The organism is Phenylobacterium sp., assembly GCF_030679875.1.
Taxonomy (GTDB): domain Bacteria; phylum Pseudomonadota; class Alphaproteobacteria; order Caulobacterales; family Caulobacteraceae; genus Phenylobacterium.
Genome location: NZ_JAUXSP010000029.1, coordinates 156,200 through 174,761, shown reverse-complemented (window position 1 = coordinate 174,761; position 18,562 = coordinate 156,200). Strand labels below are relative to the sequence as shown.

Genomic DNA, 18,562 nt, shown 5'->3' with positions numbered 1-18,562 from the left:
ACATAAGGGCGGTCTCGCCTCATGATGACCCTGTCGCGCTGGAAGATTATCGCCGTCGTTCTGGCGGCGATTTTCGGCGTTCTATTCTCCGTTCCGAACATGCTGTCGCAGCAGACCCTGGATTCCATGCCAGGGTTTTTCCCGCGCCAGCAACTGAACCTGGGTCTCGATCTGCAAGGAGGGTCTCACCTCCTGCTTGAGGTGGACACCGAGGCCCTGCGGGCCGAGCGTCTGGTCAATACGCTGGAAGACACCCGCGTGACCCTGAACGGTGAGGGCATCGCCTTTACCGAACTGCGCCAGCAAGGCGGGGAAATCACGCTTCGCACCACTGATCCCGCCCGCCGGGACGATGCGGTCAGGGTCCTGCGCAACACCTTGGGCACGGTTCTCCCCGGCGCCGCAGGCGGTCGGGACCTCACCGTGCGCAACAACGGCGCGGCGGGCGTCCGCATCGCCTTCGTCGAGGAGGCGATGAATGCGGAGGCGGCCAAGGCCGTCGAGCAATCGATCGAGATCATTCGTCGGCGTATTGACGAACTGGGCACGCGCGAGCCGACCATCATCCGGCAGGGCGTGGACCGGATCGTGGTTCAGGCCCCAGGCGAGAGCGATCCCGAGCGGCTGAAGAACGTCATCGGCCAGACCGCCAAACTGACCTTCCAGATGGTGGATGAGAGCGCCGATCTGGCCGCCGCCGCTGAGGGACGGGCGCCCCCCGGCTCCGAAGTCCTGCCCAGCGAAGACGGGCTGAACCCGTTCATCGTCGTCCGTCGCCGGGCCCTGGTGTCAGGGGAGATGCTCACCGACGCCAGCCAGGGTTTCGACGCCCAGACCGGCGAGGCCGTGGTCAATTTCCGCTTCAACAGCCTGGGCGCCCGCCGGTTCGGCGAGGCCACCGCCCAGAATATCGGCCAGCGCTTCGCCATCGTCCTTGATGGCAAGGTGATCTCCGCTCCGGTCATCCGCAGCGCCATCACCGGCGGCAACGGCCAGATCAGCGGCAGCTTCACGCCAGAAAGCGCCAACGACCTGGCCGTCCTGCTGCGGGCCGGCGCCCTGCCTGCGCCGCTCACCGTGGAAGAACAGCGCACCGTGGGCGCCGAGCTTGGCGCCGACGCGGTCCGCGCGGGTCAGATTTCCACCACCATCGGGTTCATCACCATCCTGGTCTTCATGGTGGTGGCCTATGGGGGCCTGTTTGGCGGCATTTCGGTGATCGCCCTGCTGGTCAACGCCCTGATGATCATCGCCATCATGTCGGTGACCCAGGCGACCCTGACCTTGCCGGGCATCGCGGGTCTGATCCTGACACTCGCCGTCGCCGTCGACGCCAACGTGCTGATCTATGAGCGAATGCGCGACGAGATCAGGGCCGGTCGGACCGCCATCTCGGCCATGGACGCCGGCTTCTCCAAGGCGATGAGCAGCATCATCGACGCCAATGTCACCACCATCCTGGCCGCCCTGATCATGTTCCAGTTCGGATCGGGTCCGGTCAGGGGCTTCGCCTGGACGCTGTCGATCGGCGTCCTCACCTCGGTCTTCACCGCGGTGCTCGTCACCCAGGTCCTGCTGGCCCTGTGGTTCCGGGCCAAGCGGCCCAAGACCCTGCCGATCGTCTGAGGTTGCGAACCATGTGGCCCCTGATCAAAATCCTGCCTGCGAAAACGAACTTCCGGTTCGTGGCCTTCGCCAAATATGCGGGCGTCGCCTCCATCGTCGCGGCCTTGGCGTCGATCTTCCTGGCGCTCTATCCCCTGACGCCCCCCTGCGGCGGCCTGAACTGCGGCATCGACTTCAAGGGCGGCACCCTGCTGGAAATTTCCACGGCGCCCCAGGCCGTCGATCTCAGCCGGGTCCGCGCCGAATTGGGCGGTCTGGAGCTTGGCGATGTCCAGGTGCAGGCCTTTGGCGCGCCGTCCTCAGCCCTGGTTCGGTTCCAGACCCCAGAGGGCGAGAGTTCGGGGCAGGCCATCGAAGAGGTCAAGGCCGCGCTGACCGCCGCCCTGGGCGAGGTGGTCTTCGCCAAGACCGAGGTCGTCGGCCCCAAAGTGTCCGGGGAATTGTTCCAGAACGGTTTGCTGGCCCTGGGCTTCGCCATTGCTCTGATGCTGATCTATATCTGGTTCCGGTTCGAACTTCAGTTCGGGGTCGGGGCCGTCATCGGCCTGCTCCATGACGTGGTGCTGACCTTTGGGCTGATCGCCGTGATGGACCTGGAATTCTCCCTCACCAGCATCGCCGCCATCCTGACCATCATCGGCTATTCGATGAATGACACTGTCGTCGTGTTCGACCGCCTGAGAGAGAACCTCCGCAAGTTCAAGGTCATGCCCCTGGCTGAGGTGATCGATTTGACGATCAACGAGACCCTCTCGCGGACCATCATCACCGGCCTGACGACGATTCTCGCCCTGGGCGCCCTGGCGATCTTCGGCGGTCCAACCCTGTTTGGCTTCTCGGTGATCATGATCTTCGGCGTGGTGATCGGGACCTATTCCTCCGTCTACGTCGCCGCGCCGATCATTCTCCTGTGGGGCGTCAAACGGGGCGAGGAAGAGGCCACGCCCCTGCCGGTGCGCACCTAAGGCGTGGCGCGGGACGCTCCCAGCCTGGACAGCTTTGGTCCCGGGGGCTTCCGCGTGTCGGGGGTCTGGCGGCCGGGCTCGCTGCTCATCGTCTCAGATGTCGCCGCGGCTTGGCCGATCGGGCGTCTGGATGAGGTCACGCCGGATTCGCTCTATCCGGTTTTCGCCGCCGGCGCCCGGGAGATTGAATTCCTGCTGCTAGGGACCGGGGCGGCGAACGCGCTGCCGCCGAGGGCGGTCCGCGACCTGCTCCAGAAGGGCGGCATCGGCCTCGAATACATGGACACCGCAGCGGCCTCCCGCACCTACAATGTCCTGACCGCCCAAGGCCGAAGGCTTGCATGTGCGCTGATCGCCATGTGAGCTAGGCCATGGCGCCAGGTTGCGCCTGGGCTGGGACGTCACGCACTGACTTGCGCCCCGGCGAGCGCGGCTATAGGCCAGAGCCAGAAACGGGGAAAACGCTATGCAGGGTCTGCTGTCAAACTTCCGCAATACGATGATCGTGAGCTTCCTGCTCTCGCTCGTCATGATTGTCGGCTACCTGGTCCACAACGGGAGCGCCGACGTGATCTTCGTCCAGGCGGTGCTGCGCTGGACCCACGTGGCGATCGGCATCCTTTGGATCGGGCTGCTCTACTATTTCAACTTCGTCCAGATCCGCAAAATGCCGGACATCCCGGCTGAACTGAAGCCGGCGATCAGCAAGTACATCGCCCCTGAGGCGCTGTTCTGGTTCCGCTGGGCCGCCCTGTTCACGGTGGTCACCGGTCTGGCCCTGGCCTGGAGCCGCGGCTACCTGCTTGAGGCGCTGAGCCTCGGCGCTGTCGGCGGGTTCGTCTCAGCTCAGCACACCTTCATCGGCGTGGGCATGTGGCTGGCCCTGATCATGTTCATGAATGTGTGGATGTTCATCTGGCCGAACCAGAAGATCGCCCTGGGCATGGTCGAGGCCGATGACGCGGCCAAGGCCAAGGCCGGACGCACCGCCATGCTGTTCTCGCGCACCAATACGCTGCTGTCGCTGCCGATGCTGGTCACCATGGCCATGAACCAGACCATCTTCGGCTAGGGGCGTCGTCAAGACGACCGGACCACAGGACCCGCCGTCTCGGCGGGTCCTTTCCATTTCAGGACGCCATGGACGAAGACACCTCGCCGCCGGCTGACGACCTGGACGCCCTGGTGGCCCGGGTGGACCCTGACCGATGGCTGTCGAGCCGGCTGATCGCCGAGCCGCAAGCCAGGGCCGATGTCATCACCCTCTACGCCTACGATCATGAATTGGCCCGCGCGCCCAAGGTCGCCTCCAACGCCCTGCTTGGCGAAATCCGGCTGGCCTGGTGGCGGGAGGTGCTGGACGAGGCTTATGGGACGGGGCCGGTGCGGCGCCATCCGACCGCTGTGGCTCTGGCCGATGTGATCGCCCGCCGGGAGCTGCCGCGAGCGCCCCTGGAGACCATGATCGACGCCCGCTATCGCCAGCTCGATCCCGAGCCTCTGGACGACGCTGAGGCGGTCTTGCTGGCCCAGGAGACGGCGGGCGTAGCCGCGCGGCTGGCGGCGCTCATCCTGGCCGGGGCCGGGGAGGGCGACAGGGCTGAGGCCGCCGGCGCGCTTTGGGCGCTTGGCCGCCGCAGGCTTGCGGGGGAACCGCCGCTTCCCGACGCCATGACCGCGCCGTTGCGGACAAAGGCCAAGGGGCTAGGGGTGGCCGCCTTTCCCGCCGGCGCCCACGGGACGCTGGCCAGGGCCTACGACAGGGGCCGCGAGCCCTCGCCGGTGGGCAAGCGCTGGCGCATCACCCTGGCGGCGCTGATGGGGCGGATCTAGGCTTTATTCCGCCGCATCATGCTCTAGCACGGGCTGCCCGATCCAGGCGTCGAGGTCCGCCAGAGCGCGTTCGCCAACCATGCGCTTCTTGGTGCGGCCACGCTCCTTTGAGCCTAGCCGACGGCCCTCGGCGTCCCTCTTGGGGCTCTCCAGGGGCGGGATCAGTCCATAGTTGATGTTCATGGGCTGGAAGGAGCCAGTCCCGCCATCCAGGTGCCCGCCGGTAATGTGACCGATGAGAGCGCCCAGGGCTGTGGTTGGCGGCGGCGGCGTGATCGGCGCGCCCAGGCGCTCGGCCGCGGCCATGCGCCCGGCCATCAGGCCGACCGCTGCGCTTTCCACATAACCTTCGACGCCGGTCACCTGTCCGGCGAAGCGCAGCCGCGGCTCGGCTTTCAGCCGCAGGGTGGCGTCCAGCAGGCGCGGACTGTTGATGAAGGTGTTGCGATGCAGGCCCCCCAGACGGGCGAAGACCGCCTTTTCCAGGCCTGGGATCATCCGGAAGATGTCGGTCTGGGCGCCGTGTTTCAGCTTGGTCTGGAAGCCGACCATGTTCCACAGGGTGCCCAGGGCGTTGTCCTGCCGCAGCTGAACGACCGCATAGGCCTTTTCATCGGGCTTGTGGGCGTTGGTCAGGCCGACGGGCTTCATGGGGCCGTGGCGCGGGGTTTCGCGGCCTCGCTCGGCCATGACCTCGATGGGCAGGCAGCCGTCGAAATAGGGGACGTGCTCCCAGTCCTTGAACTCCGACTTGGGACCGGCCAGCAGCGCGTCGATAAAGGCCTCGTACTGGTCCTTGTCCATGGGGCAGTTGATATAGGCCGCCGCATCGCCGCCTGGGCCCACCTTGTCGTAGCGGGACTGGCGCCAGCAGATGTCCATGTTCACCGACTCCACCGTCACGATCGGCGCGATGGCGTCGAAGAAGGACAGCTGGCCTTCACCGGTCAGGTCGAGGATCGCCTGGGACAGGGCCGGCGAGGTCAGCGGTCCCGTGGCGATGATCACCTTGTCCCACTCGGCCGGGGGCAGGCCTGCGACCTCGCCCCGGTCCAGGGTGACATTGGGATGGGCCAGGAGCCGTGCGGTGACGGCATCGGCAAAGCCATCGCGGTCAACGGCCAGGGCCCCGCCCGCCGGCACCTGATGGGCGTCCCCGCAGGACATGATGATGGAGTCCAGCCGGCGCATCTCCGCATGCAGCAGACCCACCGCGTTTCCGGCCCAGTCATCGGCGCGGAAGGAGTTGGAGCAGACCAGCTCGGCGAGCTTGTCGGTCTGGTGGGCGTCGGTGCCGCGCACTGGGCGCATTTCGTGCAGGACCACCGGAACGCCCGCCTGGGCGATCTGCCAAGTGGCTTCGGAACCGGCCAGGCCGCCGCCGATGACGTGAATAGGAGTGAGGCTCATGGGCGACCCCATAGCAACGATCTGCACACTTCGCGAGCCGGGCCTTGCGGGTGGACAGGCCCCGCGCCTAGTTTCACCGCCGATGGTCGGCGACTCAAGGCGTTTCAAGCCTTTGACGCGCGGATCGGGGAGCTGAGATGACCAACTTTTCTCCGGGTGACGTGGCCTTTGAGGGGTTCCGGCTGACGCGGGAGCATCCGCGGGTCGTGATGATCTGGGCGCTGTTCCACCTGCTGGTGTCGTTCGTCAGCGCGACGGCCCTGATCCTGCTCGGCGGCGACGTCCTGCAGCAGGCCGAGAACGCGGCCGAGATGTCCCCGGCCGAGATGGCCGTATTCATGCGCGAGATGGCGCCAGCCTACCTCACCCTGGCGCCGATTGGCCTGTTTGTCGTCTCGGTCTCGGCCGCTGCGGTCTATCGGCTGCAACTGCGCCCCATGGAGGGGGCGGAGCGAGGCTACCTGCGGTTCGGCGCCGACGAGGTCCGCCTGATCGTGCTCACCCTGATCTACTACCTGCTGACCATCGGCGGGGTTCTGGCGCTCTCCCTGGTGGCGGCGATCGCCGCAGCGGTGGCCTCCCTGGCGGGGCAGGGCGCGATGACGCTGGTGGGTAGCGCGATGATGCTGTTTTTCGGGGGGCTGTGGCTCTACGTCCTGGTGCGCCTGTCCCTGGCCCCGGTGTTGACCTTCGACCAGAAACGTCTGGTCATCTTCGGGTCCTGGTCCCTGACCCGGGGCCGGTTTCTGCGGCTGTTTGGCGCCTATGTTCTGGCCCTGGTCACGGTGATCGTGGTCAGTCTTCTCGCCATGGTCATCTTTGCGGCCCTGGCCGGGATCGTCACGGTAGCCCTGGGGGGCGGCCTAGACTCCGTGGGCGAGGCGTTTCAGCCGGACTTCAGTTCGTTCGGGGCCTACATCTCAGCCCAGACGGTGCTGTACCTGATGTTCAACGCGGTCCTCACGGCGATCTACTATCCCGTGATCCTCTCGCCGCAGGTGGTCGCCTACCAAGCCTTCAGCGCCCCGCCAGAGGGCGAGATCGGGCCAGACGACGACGCCTGACCCGACCTTAGCGGGCCTCAGGCTGAAGCGCTTGGCCGGGCGCTAACCCGTTGATGCCAGGCGGTCAGATTGGCGTATTCCGGGTTGATCTCCAGACCGATCCAAGTGGCGAAATCGACCGCCGACAAGGCGCAGATGTCGGCGACGGTGAAGTCGTGGCCGGCGATATAGTCCCGGCTGGCCAGTTCCCGATCCAGCCACTTCTGAGCCCCGGCATAGGTCTCGCGGTTGGACTCCCCGAAGTCCTTGAACTGGGTCAGCAGGGCGGCGGTGAAGGGATGGGCGTGGCGCCAGTAGTTGCCGATGGGCATCATCAGCACGAACTCGACCCGGCGGACCCACATGTCCACATGGGCCTTCTCCAGGGCCGTGCGGCCAAACAACGGCGGCTCGGGGTTGGTTTCTTCGAAATAGCGGCAGATGGCGACCGTCTCGGAAATGGTCGATCCGTCGTCCAGCTCAAGAGTGGGGATCTGGCCAAGGGAGTTTTTGGCCCGGTAGTCGCTCGACTTGTGCTCGCGCTTGCGCATGTCGACGGTGGTCTCGGGGAGATCGATCCCCTTCTCAGCCAGAAAAATCCGGACGCGGCGCGGGTTCGGCGCCGGCATGGGCGCGCCGTAGAGGATCATGGGTCAGCTCCAAATCACTTAAACGAATGAAGCGAAGCTATTTCGAACAGGCGTTTACGGAAACCCTGACGTAGCGTCAGGCGCTCTTCCGGCGGGCCAGGCGGCGCTGTTCGTGGCGATCCAGCACGTCCTTGAGGTAGCGACCGGTCCAACTGGCGGGCTGGGCGGCCACGGCTTCGGGCGTGCCCACCGCGACGATCTCGCCGCCGCCGTCGCCGCCTTCGGGACCAAAGTCCAGCAGCCAGTCGGCGGTCTTGATGACGTCGAGATTGTGCTCGATGACGACGATGGTGTTGCCCTGGTCGACCAGTTCGTGGAGCACCTCCAGCAGCTTCTGGATATCCTCGAAATGCAGGCCCGTGGTGGGTTCGTCGAGGATGTAGAGGGTGCGGCCGGTCGCGCGGCGCGACAGCTCCTTGGACAGCTTGACCCGCTGGGCCTCGCCCCCCGACAGGGTGGTGGCCGGCTGGCCGACCTTAACGTAGCTGAGGCCGACCCGCTTCAGGGTCTCCATCTTGTCGCGCACCGTGGGCACGGCCTTGAAGAAGTCGGCGGCCTCTTCGACGGTCATGTCCAGGACGTCGGAGATCGACTTGCCCTTGAACTGGATCTCCAGGGTCTCGCGGTTGTAGCGCTTGCCCTTGCAGACGTCGCAGGTGACGTAGACGTCGGGCAGGAAGTGCATCTCGATCTTGATCAGGCCATCGCCCTGGCAGGCCTCGCAGCGGCCGCCCTTGACGTTGAACGAGAAGCGCCCCGGGCCATAGCCGCGGGCCTTGGACTCCGGCAGGCCGGCGTACCAGTCGCGGATCGGCTGGAAGGCGCCGGTATAGGTGGCCGGGTTGGATCGCGGCGTGCGGCCGATGGGCGACTGGTCAATGTCGATGACCTTGTCGAAATTCTCCAGTCCCTCGATCCGCTCGTGCTGGGCCGGGGCGTCGCTGGCGTTGTGCAGACGGCGGGCGGCGGCCTTGTAGAGGGTTTCGATGGTGAAGGTGGACTTGCCGCCGCCGGACACGCCGGTGATGCAGGTGAAGACACCGACCGGGATTTCGCCGGTGACCTCCTTGAGATTGTTGCCGCTTGCGCCGACGATGCGGACCATCTTCTTCTTCGAGATCGGCCGGCGATCGCGGGGCACGGCGATCTCGCGGACGCCCGACAGGTACTGCCCGGTGATGCTCTTGGGGTTGGCGATCACCTGCTCAGGCGTGCCCTCGGCGACGATCATGCCCCCATGGACGCCGGCGGCCGGCCCCATGTCGATGACATAGTCGGCGGTGAGGATGGCCTCCTCGTCGTGCTCGACCACCAGCACCGAATTGCCCAGGTCGCGCAGGCCGCGCAGGCTGTTCAGGAGGCGGGTGTTGTCGCGCTGATGCAGGCCGATGGACGGCTCGTCCAGCACATAGAGCACACCGGTCAGGCCAGAGCCGATCTGGCTGGCCAGGCGGATGCGTTGGCTTTCGCCGCCGGACAGGGTGCCGGAATTGCGCGACATGTTGAGGTAGTTCAGCCCCACATCCACCAGGAACCGCAGGCGGTCGTTGATCTCCTTCAGGATCCGCCGGGCGATCTCCATCTGCTTGTCGGAGAGCCGGTCCTCCAGCGCCGTGAACCACTCCCGGGCATGTTGGATCGACAGGCGGGAGATCTCACCGATGTGCCGGCCGTCGATCTTCACCGAGAGGGCCTCGGGCTTCAGGCGATAGCCCGCGCAGACCTCACACGGGGTCTCCGACTGGAACCGTCCCAACTCCTCGCGCACCCAGGCGGAGTCGGTCTCGCGCCAGCGGCGCTCCAGGTTGGGCAGGACGCCCTCGAAGGTCTTGTTGACCTCGTACTTGCGGGCGTTGTCGTCATAGACGAAGTGGATCTTCTGGCCCTTGGTGCCGTGCATCACGACCTCCCGGGCGGCGTCGGGGAGCTTCCACCAGGGCTCGTCCATGGAGAAGTCGTAGTGGCGGGCCAGCGCCTGCAGGGTCTGGGTGTAGAGGGGCGAGGGCCCTTTGGACCAGGGGGCGACGGCGCCCTTGTGCAGGGACTTCTCCTTGTCCGGGATCACCATGTCGGCGTCGAAGGCGAGCTTGGCGCCCAGGCCGTCACAGGCCGGACAGGCGCCGAAGGGGTTGTTGAACGAGAACAGCCGCGGCTCAATCTCGCTGATCGAGAAGCCTGAGACCGGACAGGCGAACTTCTCGGAAAAGATGATCTGGCGGGGGGCGGTTTCGCCCTCAGCCGCGTCGGCCCATTCGGCCGTCGCGATGCCGTCGGCCAGCCGCAGGGCGGTCTCCAGGCTGTCGGCATAGCGGCTTTCCTGGTCGGCCCGGGTGACCAGCCGGTCGACGACAATGTCGATGTCGTGCTTGAACTTCTTGTCGAGAGCCGGCGCGTCCTCGATCGGGTAGAAGGTCCCGTCGATCTTCAGCCGCTGGAAGCCGGCCCGCTGCCACTCGGAGATTTCCTTGCGGTACTCGCCCTTGCGGCCACGGATCACCGGGGCCAGCAGATAGAGCCGCTCGCCGTCGGGCAGGGCGGTCAGCTTGTCGACCATCTGACTGACGGTCTGGCTCTCGATGGGCAGGCCGGTGGCCGGCGAATAGGGGATGCCCACCCGCGCCCACAGCAGGCGCATATAGTCGTGGATCTCGGTGACCGTGCCGACGGTGGAGCGGGGATTGCGGCTGGTGGTCTTCTGCTCAATGGAGATGGCTGGCGACAGGCCCTCGATCAGGTCCACATCCGGCTTGCTCATCAGCTCCAGGAACTGGCGGGCATAGGCCGAGAGGCTCTCCACATAGCGGCGCTGACCCTCCGCATAGATGGTGTCGAAGGCCAGCGAGCTCTTGCCTGAACCCGACAGCCCCGTGAGCACGACCAGCTCCCCCCGCGGGATGTCGACATTGACGTCCTTGAGGTTGTGCTCGCGGGCGCCGCGCACGCGGATGAAGTTCAGCTGATCGGCCATGATTGTCCTGGAAACCCTGCCGGCCGCCCAGGTTCCAGACAGCCGGGTTCTATGTAGTGCCGGGACTCAGAGATAACACGAGAACAAGTGGGGAACAAAGAGCCCTCAGCGGACCGCAGCGGCCTGGGCCTGTTCCATTGCGCGAAAGAGATTGCCGCCCCAGAACTTGTTGAGATCGGCCTGAGAGAACCCGGCGGCGACCAGCCGCTCGGTGAGGGCGGGGAAGGCGGTGACATCTTCGAAGCCCTCGATCCCACCGCCGCCGTCGAAGTCCCCCGAAATGCCCACATGATCGACGCCGACAGTCTCGACCACATGCAGGATGTGCTTCATCAGATCGTCCATGTTCGCCCGGGGAAGGGGATATTGCGCCTCGATGGCTGCGCGCTCTTCCTGATAGGCGGCGCGCTGCTCGGGCTTCACGTCCCGCTGCGGCCCGTACTTCGCCGTCAAGGCGGCCAGGGCGGCGTTGCGCTCGGGGATGCGTGGCGTTTCCACCATATAGCCGGAGAAGGCGTTGATCTGGATGACGCCGCCCTTGTCGGCCAGCTTGCGCAGAAGATCGTCGGGGATGTTGCGCGGGTGGTCATAGACCGCCTTGACCCCGGAGTGGGACAGGACCAGCGGGGCCCGGGACAGGTCCAGCATCTGGTCGAGGGCGAGGTCTGAGGCATGGCTCGGATCAATGACCACGCCCAGGTCATTGGCGTGCCGGACAAAGGCGCGGCCCCTGTCGCTCAGGCCACCCCACTCGGGCCCCTTGGGGTCTGTGGAGGAGTCGGCGAGATCGTTGTTGGCGAAGTGGACCGGCCCCATCATCCGCACGCCGAGCTTGTAGAAGGTCTCCATCAGCGACAGGTCCCCGGCCAGCGGGGCGCCGTTCTCCAGGCTGATGAAGACGAACTTCTTGCCCTCGGCCATGGCCTCGCGGGCCTGGGCCGGCGTGGTCACCAGGGCGAAGTGCTCGTGGTGGCGGGCCGTCATCTGCAGGATTTCGGTGGTCCGAGTCAGGGCGTGGTCCCGGGACCACATGTCGGCCGGGGCGTCACGGCCCCGCTGCGGGGTGAAGACCACGAAGACTCCGCCGTCCACGCCACCCTCGACCATGCGGGGATAGTCCACCTGGGTGCCGTCCACCGCAAAGTCGTGGCGATCCATGATGCTCCAGCCGCTGACTCCGAAGTTCGCCGGGGTGTCAAAGTGGGTGTCGAGCACAATGGCCTGCTCATGCATCTGGGCCGGGGTCTGGGCGTGGGCGGCGCCTGTGGCGGCGAGGAAGAGGATGCTGGCGAACAGGGCGCGACGGGACACGGGACGAAACTCCTTCGATGGGTCGAGGGCGCAGTTAGGGCCAGCCGCTGGAGCGGCGCAATGGCGGGGCGGCCCTGACGGCGGAGATTTGCGCCGCTTTCCCTCATCGCCTATCTAGCGGTCACACGACGAAGGAGTCCCCGACATGCGCCCCGCGACGCCCGCCTGCCTCGCCCTGCTCGCAAACGTCGCCCGGACTGCGCCCCATGCCCTTCGTCACCCTGGATCACATCTCGGCCCGCACGCCTGACGGCCGACTCCTCTTCGACAACCTGACCCTGGCGCTCGGCCAGGAACGCACCGGTCTGGTCGGCGCCAATGGCGCGGGCAAGTCGACCCTTGTCCGGCTGATCCTGGGGGAGGCCGACCCTGCGGCCGGGGTGGTGACAGTGAGCGGACGGATCGGCGTCCTGCGCCAGCGGGCCGGGCCGCCAAAGGGCCGGGTCGCTGACCTGCTGGGTCTGGCTGAGCCCCTCGGACGGCTTGCCCGTATCGCCAGCGGGACGGGCTCGGCCGAGGACCTGGACCGGGCTGACTGGACGCTGGAGACGCGGCTGGACGTGGCCCTTCAGGGAATGGGCCTTGGGGGGCTGGAGCTGGCGCGGCCTGCGGCCAGCCTGAGCGGCGGGGAGGCGACCCGGGCGGCCCTGGCGGGGCTTCTCGTGCAGGCGCCGGACCTGCTGATCCTGGATGAGCCTACCAATGACCTGGACGCCGAGGGGCGCGCCCTGGTGGCGGATGCGGTGGCGGCCCACAGGGGCGGGGTGCTGGCCATCAGCCATGACCGCACCCTGCTGCGGAAGATGGACCAGATTTTGGAGCTTTCGACCCTGGGGCCGCAGCTCTACGGCGGCGACTACGATCTCTATGCCGCCCGCAAGGCCGAGGCGGAAGCCGCTGCGGTTCGGGATCTGGCGAACGCCCATCAGGCGGCCGCCCAGGCGGCCCGGGACACTCAGGTGGATCTGGAGCGCAAGGCCCGGCGGGACGCCGCCGGCCGCCGCTTCGCCGCCCGCCGGAGCGAACCGAAGATCCTGCTCAGCGCCCAAGCCGAGCGCGCGCAGAACAGTTCAGGCCGTCTCGACCGCCTGGCCGAACGCCGCAACGCAGCCGCCGCCGGTCGAGTTGAGGCCGCCAAGGCGAGGGTGGAAGCCGCCCGTCGGCTAGGCTTTGATCTGCCGGCCTGCGGTCTTTCGGACGGCAAGACCGTTCTGAGCGCCCAGGAGCTGGAGGTGCAGACGCCCGATGGCCGGATGCTGGTGAGCGGCCTTGATCTGCAGGTGACTGGGGCGGAACGCCTGGCTCTGTGCGGTCCCAACGGGTCGGGCAAGTCCACCCTCCTGCGGGTTCTGACCGGCCAGCAGCCGCCCAGCCGCGGCGAGGTGCGCCTAGGCGTGACGCCGGCCATCTTTGACCAGCAGCTGCGCCTGCTTCGCCCCCAGGAGACGCTGCTTGAGGCCTATCAGCGGCTGAACCCAGACGCCGACCGCAACGCCGCCCAGTCCGCGCTCGCCCGCTTCCTGTTCCGGAACCGCGCGGCCGAACGGAGTGTCGCCGACCTGAGCGGCGGGGAGCGCCTGCGCGCGGCCCTGGCCTGTGTCCTGATGCGACCGGCCCCGCCGCAGCTGCTGGTGCTGGACGAGCCCAGCAACCACCTCGACCTGGACTCCCTGGCGGCGGTGGAGGCCGCGCTCGGCGCCTATGACGGCGCGCTGCTGCTGGTCAGCCACGACGCCGACTTCCTGGCGGGAGTCGGCGTCGATCGGCAGATCTCGCTTGGCTAGCCTCCCGTCGGCGCAGGCGTGCGGCGAACAAGGCGGAAGACCCCGTTGGCGCGCGCACAGGGGACTCCGTCAGCCCGGGCGAAGGCCTGGGCGAAGGCCAGGGTCCCGCCGATCCTGACGAACTCGGTCTCGAAGGTCAGCCACTGGCCGATCTGGGCGGCCTCCAGGAAGTCCACGGTCATGTTCACGGTCAGCATCGAGGTCTCGCCGCCGGCGGCCTGGACGCATGACAGCCCCATGGCGTTGTCACAAAGGGCCATGATCAGCCCCCCGTGCACAAAGCCGCGGCCATTGACGTGAGGTTCTCGGGCCCAGAGGCCAAGAATGAGCGCCTGCGCGGTGGTCTGGGCGTAGATGGGCGCCCAGGGGTCGGTGAGGGGACTTGTCCGCCCGTGAAGGGAAAAGCCTTCCGGCGGCGGCGGAACTGCGAGGGCTTCCATCACGCGGCCGCCAGACGGGCGAGGCTTTCCAGCGTGCCGGCGCAGGCCTCCGCGGCCTCCTGCCCCTTGATCTTGAAGTGGGCGCCGAAGAAGTCCTGGTGAACCTGATGCTCGTGGAAGTGATGCGGCGTCAGCACCACCGAGAAGACCGGGGTCTCGGTGGCGAGTTGCACCTGCATCAGGGCGGCGATCACGGTCTGGGCGACGAATTCGTGGCGATAGACACCCCCGTCCACCACAAACCCTGCCGCCACGACGGCGGCATAGCGGCCTGTGCGGGCCAGGCTCTGGGCGTGCAGCGGAATCTCGAAGGCGCCAGGCGTCTCGAAGCGGTCGACGCGCTCGGGACCAAAGCCCCGCTCGCCGATGGCCTCGACGAAGCCTTCATAGGCCTGATCGACGATGTGCCGATGCCAGAGGGACTGGACGAAGGCGATGCGCGCGGCGCGGAAGGCGCCGTTGGCGGTGGGAAGTTCGAAGGCGGCTTGGGTCATGGTCGTTTCCCTGACGGGTGGATGAACCACGACTCAGGGGCGCGCTGAGCGACCATGGGGGCGCGGGCGCCCCCAAAGGTGTCGCCCAACGGTTCTCATAACCGGACTCTAACCGTCGGCCCCGGGATCACACCGGGTCTGCTCGTCCCTGGCGACACGAAGCCGCCAGGCGCCCGCGGGCTCGTCCAGGCCGTGAGGCCCGGCATTACCGCCGGTGGGGAATTACACCCCGCCCTGAGAACGTAGATCGCCGGAACCCCCGGCGACGGGACGATCTTAGCCGGACAGGTTTGCGTTAAACAAGCGTTTGATCGGCTCAGGCGCGCTGGTTGAGCGTGATGGCCGAAGCCGCCTTGTTGGCGGCCTGACCGGAGCGGGGGCCATAGCCGGCCGCCTCGCCGCGCTGAACGGCCACTTCGTCGGCGATGGCCTTGACCAGGCCCTCGGTGATGGTCCGGGCCGCGGCGATGGCCCGGCCCTGGCGGGCCAGGACGGCGTCGAAGGCCTCGGTGGCGCGGATCAGGCGGGCGCGCTGGGCGATGGGCGCTGTGGCCACCAGCTCAGGGTTGGCGCGGATGCGCGCAGATTCATGACGATAGATGTTCGCCAGCCGGGTGGTTTCTTCAAGCTGATCGGCCGCCTTGTGGGGGCGACCTTCCTCGAAGGCCTGGGCGCTTTGGGCGACCAGCTCCGTCAGACGCTCGGTGAGCAGGCTCAACTGTTCGACGCGGTCCTGCGCGTCGGTCGCGGCGATCGCCATGGCGGCTACTCCTCCAGGCCCTGTAGTTTCAACATTTCGCGGGCGACCGTGTCGGCCAGCCCGATCCCGCCGCTCTTGGTGGTTTCCCGGGCGAAGGCCTCGGTGAGGAACGAGCGGAACTGGTTCTCGGCCTGACCGCCGCCAAAGGGGGCGGAAACCTCGGTGGCGGTGAACATCTGCTGCATCATGATCGACAGGAAGGCGGCCTCGAAATCCTCGGCGGTCTTCTCGATCTGGCCGCGCTTGGCCAGGGCGGCGGTGTCCTGGGCGCCGGTCGCGGCGCCTGCGCCGGGGGTGATGGCGGTGATGGGGGACAGGGCGTTCATCACATCACCTCGATGTCGGCCTGCAAGGCGCCGGCGGCCTTGATGGTCTGCAGGATGGAGATCATGTCCCGGGGCGTGACCCCCAGGGCGTTGAGGCCCGCGACCAGGTCCGACAGGGCCGCCCCGTTGCGGACGGTGATGAACTGCTTGCCCCGCTCTTCCTCGACCTCAACGGCGGACTGAGGCACGACAACGGTCTGGCCCTGGCTGAAGGGCGCCGGCTGGACCACGTCGGGGAATTCCTGCACCCGGATGGTCAGGTTGCCCTGCGCGATGGCCACGGTGGAGACACGGACCGCCTCGCCCATGACGATCACGCCGGACACCTCATCGATCACCACCTTGGCGGCGTTGTCGGGCTGCACCGACAGATTCTCGATCTGCGCCAGGAAGGCGGTCATGTCCTGACCGGCCGGCGGCCGGACCGCGACGATGGTCGGGTTCTGGGCATGGGCGGTTCCAGGGAACTGGCGGTTCACCGCCTCGGCGATCCGGCGCGCGGTAGTGAAGTCGGGGTTGCGCAGGGTCATGCGCATCTGGCCCATTGAGGCCAGCTGGAAACCCAGCTCGCGCTCGACAATGGCGCCGCTGGCGATTCGGCCCGCGGTCGGCACGCCCTTGGAGATGGACGAGCCTGAGGCGCCGCCGGCGGAGATCGAGCCGGTTTGAATCGTCCCTTGGGCGACGGCATAGGCCTCGCCGTCGGCGCCCATCAAGGGGGTGACCAGCAGGGTGCCGCCCTGCAGGCTCTTGGCGTCGCCCATGGCCGAGACCGTCGCGTCAATGGGCGAACCCGCCGCCGAGAAGGCCGGCAGCCTGGCTGTCACCATGACGGCGGCGACGTTCTTGGTGTTGAGGTTGGCGTCCCGGGTGTTGACCCCCAGCCGCTCCAGCATCGACTCCAGGCTCTGGCGGGTGAAGGGAGCGTTGCGCAGGGAATCGCCGGTGCCGTTCAAACCCACCACGATCCCGTAGCCGACCAGCATGTTGTCGCGGACACCCTCGAACTCGACGATGTCCTTGATGCGCGAGCTGGCCAGGGCGGGGCCGGCCGCCAGGCTAAGGCAGAGGAGGACGGCGCTGAAGAGGCGAAGGGGATGGGACATGAACGCTCGCCGGGACAAGGAAGGGTCGGCTCCCTCCTTGCCAGCCCCATGCCATGACCGAGTTTGAATAAGTTGTTGCAAAAACAACGGGTTGAGGATTTGTCGGAGCTGGCGACGACCGCCCGGTGCAGAATTTGCCCGGCATTAACCATACCCTAAGTGGCGAGGCCGACACTCTGGCTTGAGCGTGCAGTGGGTTAAGTGGGGCGCATGAAAGTCTCGGGTTCAGGTTCGGCGGGGCCGGCGTCCGGCGCAGGTCGCGCCAAGGGCGCTTCAGGCGGCGAAGGCTTTCGGATTCCCAGCACGTCAGGCGCTGCCTCAACCGCCGCAGCGGGACCGGCAGGCCCGGTGACTCCGGTCGGGGGGCTAGGCGCGCTTCTGGCGCTCCAGGAGACGGGCGGGCCCCTGGAACGCCGCCGGCGTGCTGTCAGCCGGGCGGGGCGAATCCTGGATGTTCTGGACGAGGTGAAGCTGGCCCTGGTCACCGGCGAGTTGTCCCTCAGTCAGCTCGAGCGTCTGACCCGGGCTGTGCGGGAAGAGCGCGCGGCTACCGAAGACGCCGCGCTCGAAGACGTTCTGAACGAGATCGAGACCCGGGCTGCGGTCGAACTGGCCAAACTGGAAATGGCCAGAAACGCTGTTCTGCCAGCGGCGGGGGAGTCGCGTTGAATGTCCCAGAACTTCTGCTATATAGCCGCCTCCCAAGTTCCGGGAACTGTCCAGGGGCGTGAGGTATCGTTATGACGGCCACTGTCATGGCATTAGAGAGTTCTTATCGTCCATCTGAGGACGAAGAGTTCATGAATGAGCGCCAAGTCGAGTATTTCCGGCAAAAGCTCATGACTTGGAAGGAAGAGATTTTCCGCGAGAGCCGGGAAACCCTTTCTCACCTCCAGAACGAAACTGAAAATCTGCCTGACGATGTGGATCGAGCATGGTCAGCCACTGATCGTGCGCTGGAGCTTCGCACCCGCGATCGCCAACGCAAGCTGATCTCCAAGATTGACGAGGCCCTGCGCCGGATCGAGGACGGCAGCTACGGCTACTGCGAGGAAACCGGCGAGCCCATTGGTCTTGCGCGGCTTGAGGCGCGCCCCATCGCGACCCTGAGCCTGGAGGCTCAGGAGCGTCATGAGCGCCGCGAGCGGGTTCACCGCGACGATTGAGGCCGCCTGAGGCCGCCTTTGGCCCAGGGGCGTCAGGTATGGACGGCTCAGGTCACCCGGGTTGTGGTCAGGGCGGCGACCTCTTCGTCGCCCTCGGCCAGCCGGCCGTCCAGCCGCGGCAGGATTTCGGGCACCGTGCTCGCCACCGCCCAGCTGTCCATGAAGTCAGGCGGCGTGAGATTCGCCGCCACCGTGTGGGCCAGCAACTGAAACAGCGGCTCCCAAAAGCCATCAGGGCTGTAGAACACCACCGGCTTGCGATGCAGGTCGAGGCGGCGCCAAGACAGCAGCTCAATGATCTCCTCAAGGGTGCCAATGCCGCCGGGCAGCACCACAAAGCCGTCAGACCGTTCAAACATGATCTGTTTGCGCTCGTGCATGGAGCGCACGACGATGGTCTCCACCACGTCCAGGGCCCGCTCCCGGCTGGTCAGGAACTCCGGGATGATTCCCAGGACCTCTCCGCCGGCCTCGTGCGCTGCCCGGGCGCAGGCGCCCATCAGCCCTACGCCGCCGCCGCCATAGATCAGCCGACGACCTTCGGCGGCCAGAACGCCGCCAAACTGTGCGGCGTCGGTCAGCAGGGCAGGCGCTGCGGCGTCCGAAGAGCCGCAGAAGACACAGACGGACTCGATGCTTGGGGGCGAAGCGCCCATAGGGTGTTGGCTCCGAAAGTCTTG

General features: G+C 66.9%; 19 protein-coding genes and 1 riboswitch. Of the genes, 9 read left to right on the top strand and 10 right to left on the bottom strand.

Annotated elements, in window-relative coordinates; all coding sequences use genetic code 11:
* Positions 1-21: 21 nt before the first annotated feature.
* The 5 genes from secD (at position 22) to Q8K84_RS16820 (ending at position 4,424) form a co-directional block, all read left to right on the top strand.
* On the top strand, positions 22-1,626 hold the full coding sequence (gene secD, locus Q8K84_RS16840) for a protein translocase subunit SecD (protein WP_305283897.1): 1,605 nt from the start codon (positions 22-24) through the stop codon (positions 1,624-1,626).
* Positions 1,627-1,637: 11 nt separating this feature from the next.
* Positions 1,638-2,591 carry a protein translocase subunit SecF gene (secF, locus tag Q8K84_RS16835; RefSeq protein WP_305283896.1) on the top strand — a complete coding sequence of 318 codons (954 nt, stop codon included), beginning with the start codon at positions 1,638-1,640 and terminating at the stop codon, positions 2,589-2,591.
* A 3-nt stretch (positions 2,592-2,594) separates the two neighbouring features.
* Positions 2,595-2,954 (top strand): Mth938-like domain-containing protein, encoded by a 360-nt coding sequence (locus Q8K84_RS16830; RefSeq protein WP_305283895.1) that lies wholly within the window; start codon positions 2,595-2,597, stop codon positions 2,952-2,954.
* Positions 2,955-3,057: 103 nt separating this feature from the next.
* Positions 3,058-3,663, top strand: coding sequence for a urate hydroxylase PuuD (locus Q8K84_RS16825; RefSeq protein ID WP_305283893.1), 606 nt, complete (start codon positions 3,058-3,060; stop codon positions 3,661-3,663).
* A gap of 68 nt (positions 3,664-3,731) precedes the next feature.
* Positions 3,732-4,424 (top strand): squalene/phytoene synthase family protein, encoded by a 693-nt coding sequence (locus Q8K84_RS16820; RefSeq protein WP_305283892.1) that lies wholly within the window; start codon positions 3,732-3,734, stop codon positions 4,422-4,424.
* A 3-nt stretch (positions 4,425-4,427) separates the two neighbouring features.
* On the opposite strand, the gene trmFO is transcribed toward Q8K84_RS16820, so the two are convergent.
* A complete protein-coding gene (trmFO, locus tag Q8K84_RS16815) occupies positions 4,428-5,846 on the bottom strand; it encodes a methylenetetrahydrofolate--tRNA-(uracil(54)-C(5))-methyltransferase (FADH(2)-oxidizing) TrmFO (RefSeq protein ID WP_305283890.1) in 1,419 nt (472 codons plus the stop codon).
* Positions 5,847-5,971: 125 nt separating this feature from the next.
* Here trmFO and Q8K84_RS16810 point away from each other — a divergent pair, with 125 nt between their 5' ends.
* Positions 5,972-6,898 (top strand): hypothetical protein, encoded by a 927-nt coding sequence (locus Q8K84_RS16810; protein ID WP_305283889.1) that lies wholly within the window; start codon positions 5,972-5,974, stop codon positions 6,896-6,898.
* 17 nt (positions 6,899-6,915) lie between these two features.
* Here Q8K84_RS16810 and Q8K84_RS16805 read toward each other — a convergent pair whose 3' ends face one another.
* The 3 genes from Q8K84_RS16805 to Q8K84_RS16795 form a co-directional block, all read right to left on the bottom strand.
* Positions 6,916-7,527, bottom strand: coding sequence for a glutathione S-transferase family protein (locus Q8K84_RS16805; protein WP_305283888.1), 612 nt, complete (start codon positions 7,525-7,527; stop codon positions 6,916-6,918).
* Positions 7,528-7,603: 76 nt separating this feature from the next.
* Positions 7,604-10,495, bottom strand: a complete 2,892-nt coding sequence (uvrA, locus tag Q8K84_RS16800) for an excinuclease ABC subunit UvrA (protein ID WP_305283887.1) — start codon at positions 10,493-10,495, stop codon at positions 7,604-7,606.
* A gap of 105 nt (positions 10,496-10,600) precedes the next feature.
* Positions 10,601-11,806: a dipeptidase gene (locus Q8K84_RS16795; protein ID WP_305283886.1), complete on the bottom strand. Its 1,206-nt coding sequence runs from the start codon at positions 11,804-11,806 to the stop codon at positions 10,601-10,603.
* Between the two features lie 206 nt (positions 11,807-12,012).
* Between Q8K84_RS16795 and Q8K84_RS16790 the strand changes: the two genes are divergently transcribed.
* Complete coding sequence (locus Q8K84_RS16790) at positions 12,013-13,590, top strand: ABC-F family ATP-binding cassette domain-containing protein (protein WP_305283885.1); 1,578 nt, start codon at positions 12,013-12,015, stop codon at positions 13,588-13,590.
* Here the strand turns inward: Q8K84_RS16790 and Q8K84_RS16785 are convergent.
* From Q8K84_RS16785 to Q8K84_RS16765, 5 genes are all read right to left on the bottom strand, one after another.
* Complete coding sequence (locus Q8K84_RS16785; RefSeq protein ID WP_305283884.1) at positions 13,587-14,030, bottom strand: PaaI family thioesterase; 444 nt, start codon at positions 14,028-14,030, stop codon at positions 13,587-13,589. The two genes, Q8K84_RS16790 and Q8K84_RS16785, sit on opposite strands and share 4 nt — an antisense overlap.
* Positions 14,030-14,524 (bottom strand): 6,7-dimethyl-8-ribityllumazine synthase, encoded by a 495-nt coding sequence (locus Q8K84_RS16780; RefSeq protein WP_305283883.1) that lies wholly within the window; start codon positions 14,522-14,524, stop codon positions 14,030-14,032. Before Q8K84_RS16780 ends, Q8K84_RS16785 begins: the two co-directional genes overlap by 1 nt.
* 87 nt (positions 14,525-14,611) lie before the next feature.
* A riboswitch (FMN riboswitch) is annotated at positions 14,612-14,770 on the bottom strand.
* 70 nt (positions 14,771-14,840) lie between these two features.
* The gene (locus tag Q8K84_RS16775; RefSeq protein ID WP_305283882.1) at positions 14,841-15,284 is read right to left on the bottom strand and encodes a flagellar basal body protein; all 444 of its coding nucleotides are present in this window, start codon (positions 15,282-15,284) and stop codon (positions 14,841-14,843) included.
* A gap of 5 nt (positions 15,285-15,289) precedes the next feature.
* Positions 15,290-15,610 carry a rod-binding protein gene (locus Q8K84_RS16770; RefSeq protein ID WP_305283881.1) on the bottom strand — a complete coding sequence of 107 codons (321 nt, stop codon included), beginning with the start codon at positions 15,608-15,610 and terminating at the stop codon, positions 15,290-15,292.
* Positions 15,610-16,716 carry a flagellar basal body P-ring protein FlgI gene (locus Q8K84_RS16765; protein ID WP_305283880.1) on the bottom strand — a complete coding sequence of 369 codons (1,107 nt, stop codon included), beginning with the start codon at positions 16,714-16,716 and terminating at the stop codon, positions 15,610-15,612. The genes Q8K84_RS16770 and Q8K84_RS16765 overlap by 1 nt, the downstream gene beginning before the upstream one ends.
* 210 nt (positions 16,717-16,926) lie before the next feature.
* On the opposite strand from Q8K84_RS16765, the gene Q8K84_RS16760 reads away from it, so the two are divergent.
* Together Q8K84_RS16760 and dksA are read left to right on the top strand one after the other, a co-directional pair.
* Positions 16,927-17,385, top strand: a complete 459-nt coding sequence (locus Q8K84_RS16760) for a flagellar assembly protein FliX (protein WP_305283879.1) — start codon at positions 16,927-16,929, stop codon at positions 17,383-17,385.
* Positions 17,386-17,456: 71 nt separating this feature from the next.
* Entirely contained in the window at positions 17,457-17,882 is a 426-nt protein-coding gene (gene dksA, locus Q8K84_RS16755) for an RNA polymerase-binding protein DksA (protein WP_305283878.1), read from the top strand.
* A 47-nt stretch (positions 17,883-17,929) separates the two neighbouring features.
* Here the strand turns inward: dksA and Q8K84_RS16750 are convergent, their stop codons facing one another.
* The gene (locus tag Q8K84_RS16750) at positions 17,930-18,538 is read right to left on the bottom strand and encodes a TIGR00730 family Rossman fold protein (protein WP_305283876.1); all 609 of its coding nucleotides are present in this window, start codon (positions 18,536-18,538) and stop codon (positions 17,930-17,932) included.
* Positions 18,539-18,562: the final 24 nt, after the last annotated feature.

Bases quoted from the DNA above. Each gene is read 5' to 3' on its own strand.
- Q8K84_RS16820 (WP_305283892.1), top strand. From the start codon at position 3,732: ATGGACGAAGACACCTCGCCGCCGGCTGACGACCTGGACGCCCTGGTG.
- Q8K84_RS16775 (WP_305283882.1), bottom strand. From the start codon at position 15,284: ATGGCGATCGCCGCGACCGACGCGCAGGACCGCGTCGAACAGTTGAGC.
- dksA (WP_305283878.1), top strand. From the start codon at position 17,457: ATGACGGCCACTGTCATGGCATTAGAGAGTTCTTATCGTCCATCTGAG.
- Q8K84_RS16760 (WP_305283879.1), top strand. From the start codon at position 16,927: ATGAAAGTCTCGGGTTCAGGTTCGGCGGGGCCGGCGTCCGGCGCAGGT.
- Q8K84_RS16805 (WP_305283888.1), bottom strand. From the start codon at position 7,527: ATGATCCTCTACGGCGCGCCCATGCCGGCGCCGAACCCGCGCCGCGTC.
- Q8K84_RS16825 (WP_305283893.1), top strand. From the start codon at position 3,058: ATGCAGGGTCTGCTGTCAAACTTCCGCAATACGATGATCGTGAGCTTC.
- uvrA (WP_305283887.1), bottom strand. From the start codon at position 10,495: ATGGCCGATCAGCTGAACTTCATCCGCGTGCGCGGCGCCCGCGAGCAC.
- Q8K84_RS16810 (WP_305283889.1), top strand. From the start codon at position 5,972: ATGACCAACTTTTCTCCGGGTGACGTGGCCTTTGAGGGGTTCCGGCTG.
- Q8K84_RS16770 (WP_305283881.1), bottom strand. From the start codon at position 15,610: ATGAACGCCCTGTCCCCCATCACCGCCATCACCCCCGGCGCAGGCGCC.
- trmFO (WP_305283890.1), bottom strand. From the start codon at position 5,846: ATGGGGTCGCCCATGAGCCTCACTCCTATTCACGTCATCGGCGGCGGC.
- Q8K84_RS16750 (WP_305283876.1), bottom strand. From the start codon at position 18,538: ATGGGCGCTTCGCCCCCAAGCATCGAGTCCGTCTGTGTCTTCTGCGGC.
- secD (WP_305283897.1), top strand. From the start codon at position 22: ATGATGACCCTGTCGCGCTGGAAGATTATCGCCGTCGTTCTGGCGGCG.
- Q8K84_RS16780 (WP_305283883.1), bottom strand. From the start codon at position 14,524: ATGACCCAAGCCGCCTTCGAACTTCCCACCGCCAACGGCGCCTTCCGC.
- Q8K84_RS16785 (WP_305283884.1), bottom strand. From the start codon at position 14,030: ATGGAAGCCCTCGCAGTTCCGCCGCCGCCGGAAGGCTTTTCCCTTCAC.
- Q8K84_RS16790 (WP_305283885.1), top strand. From the start codon at position 12,013: ATGCCCTTCGTCACCCTGGATCACATCTCGGCCCGCACGCCTGACGGC.
- secF (WP_305283896.1), top strand. From the start codon at position 1,638: ATGTGGCCCCTGATCAAAATCCTGCCTGCGAAAACGAACTTCCGGTTC.
- Q8K84_RS16765 (WP_305283880.1), bottom strand. From the start codon at position 16,716: ATGTCCCATCCCCTTCGCCTCTTCAGCGCCGTCCTCCTCTGCCTTAGC.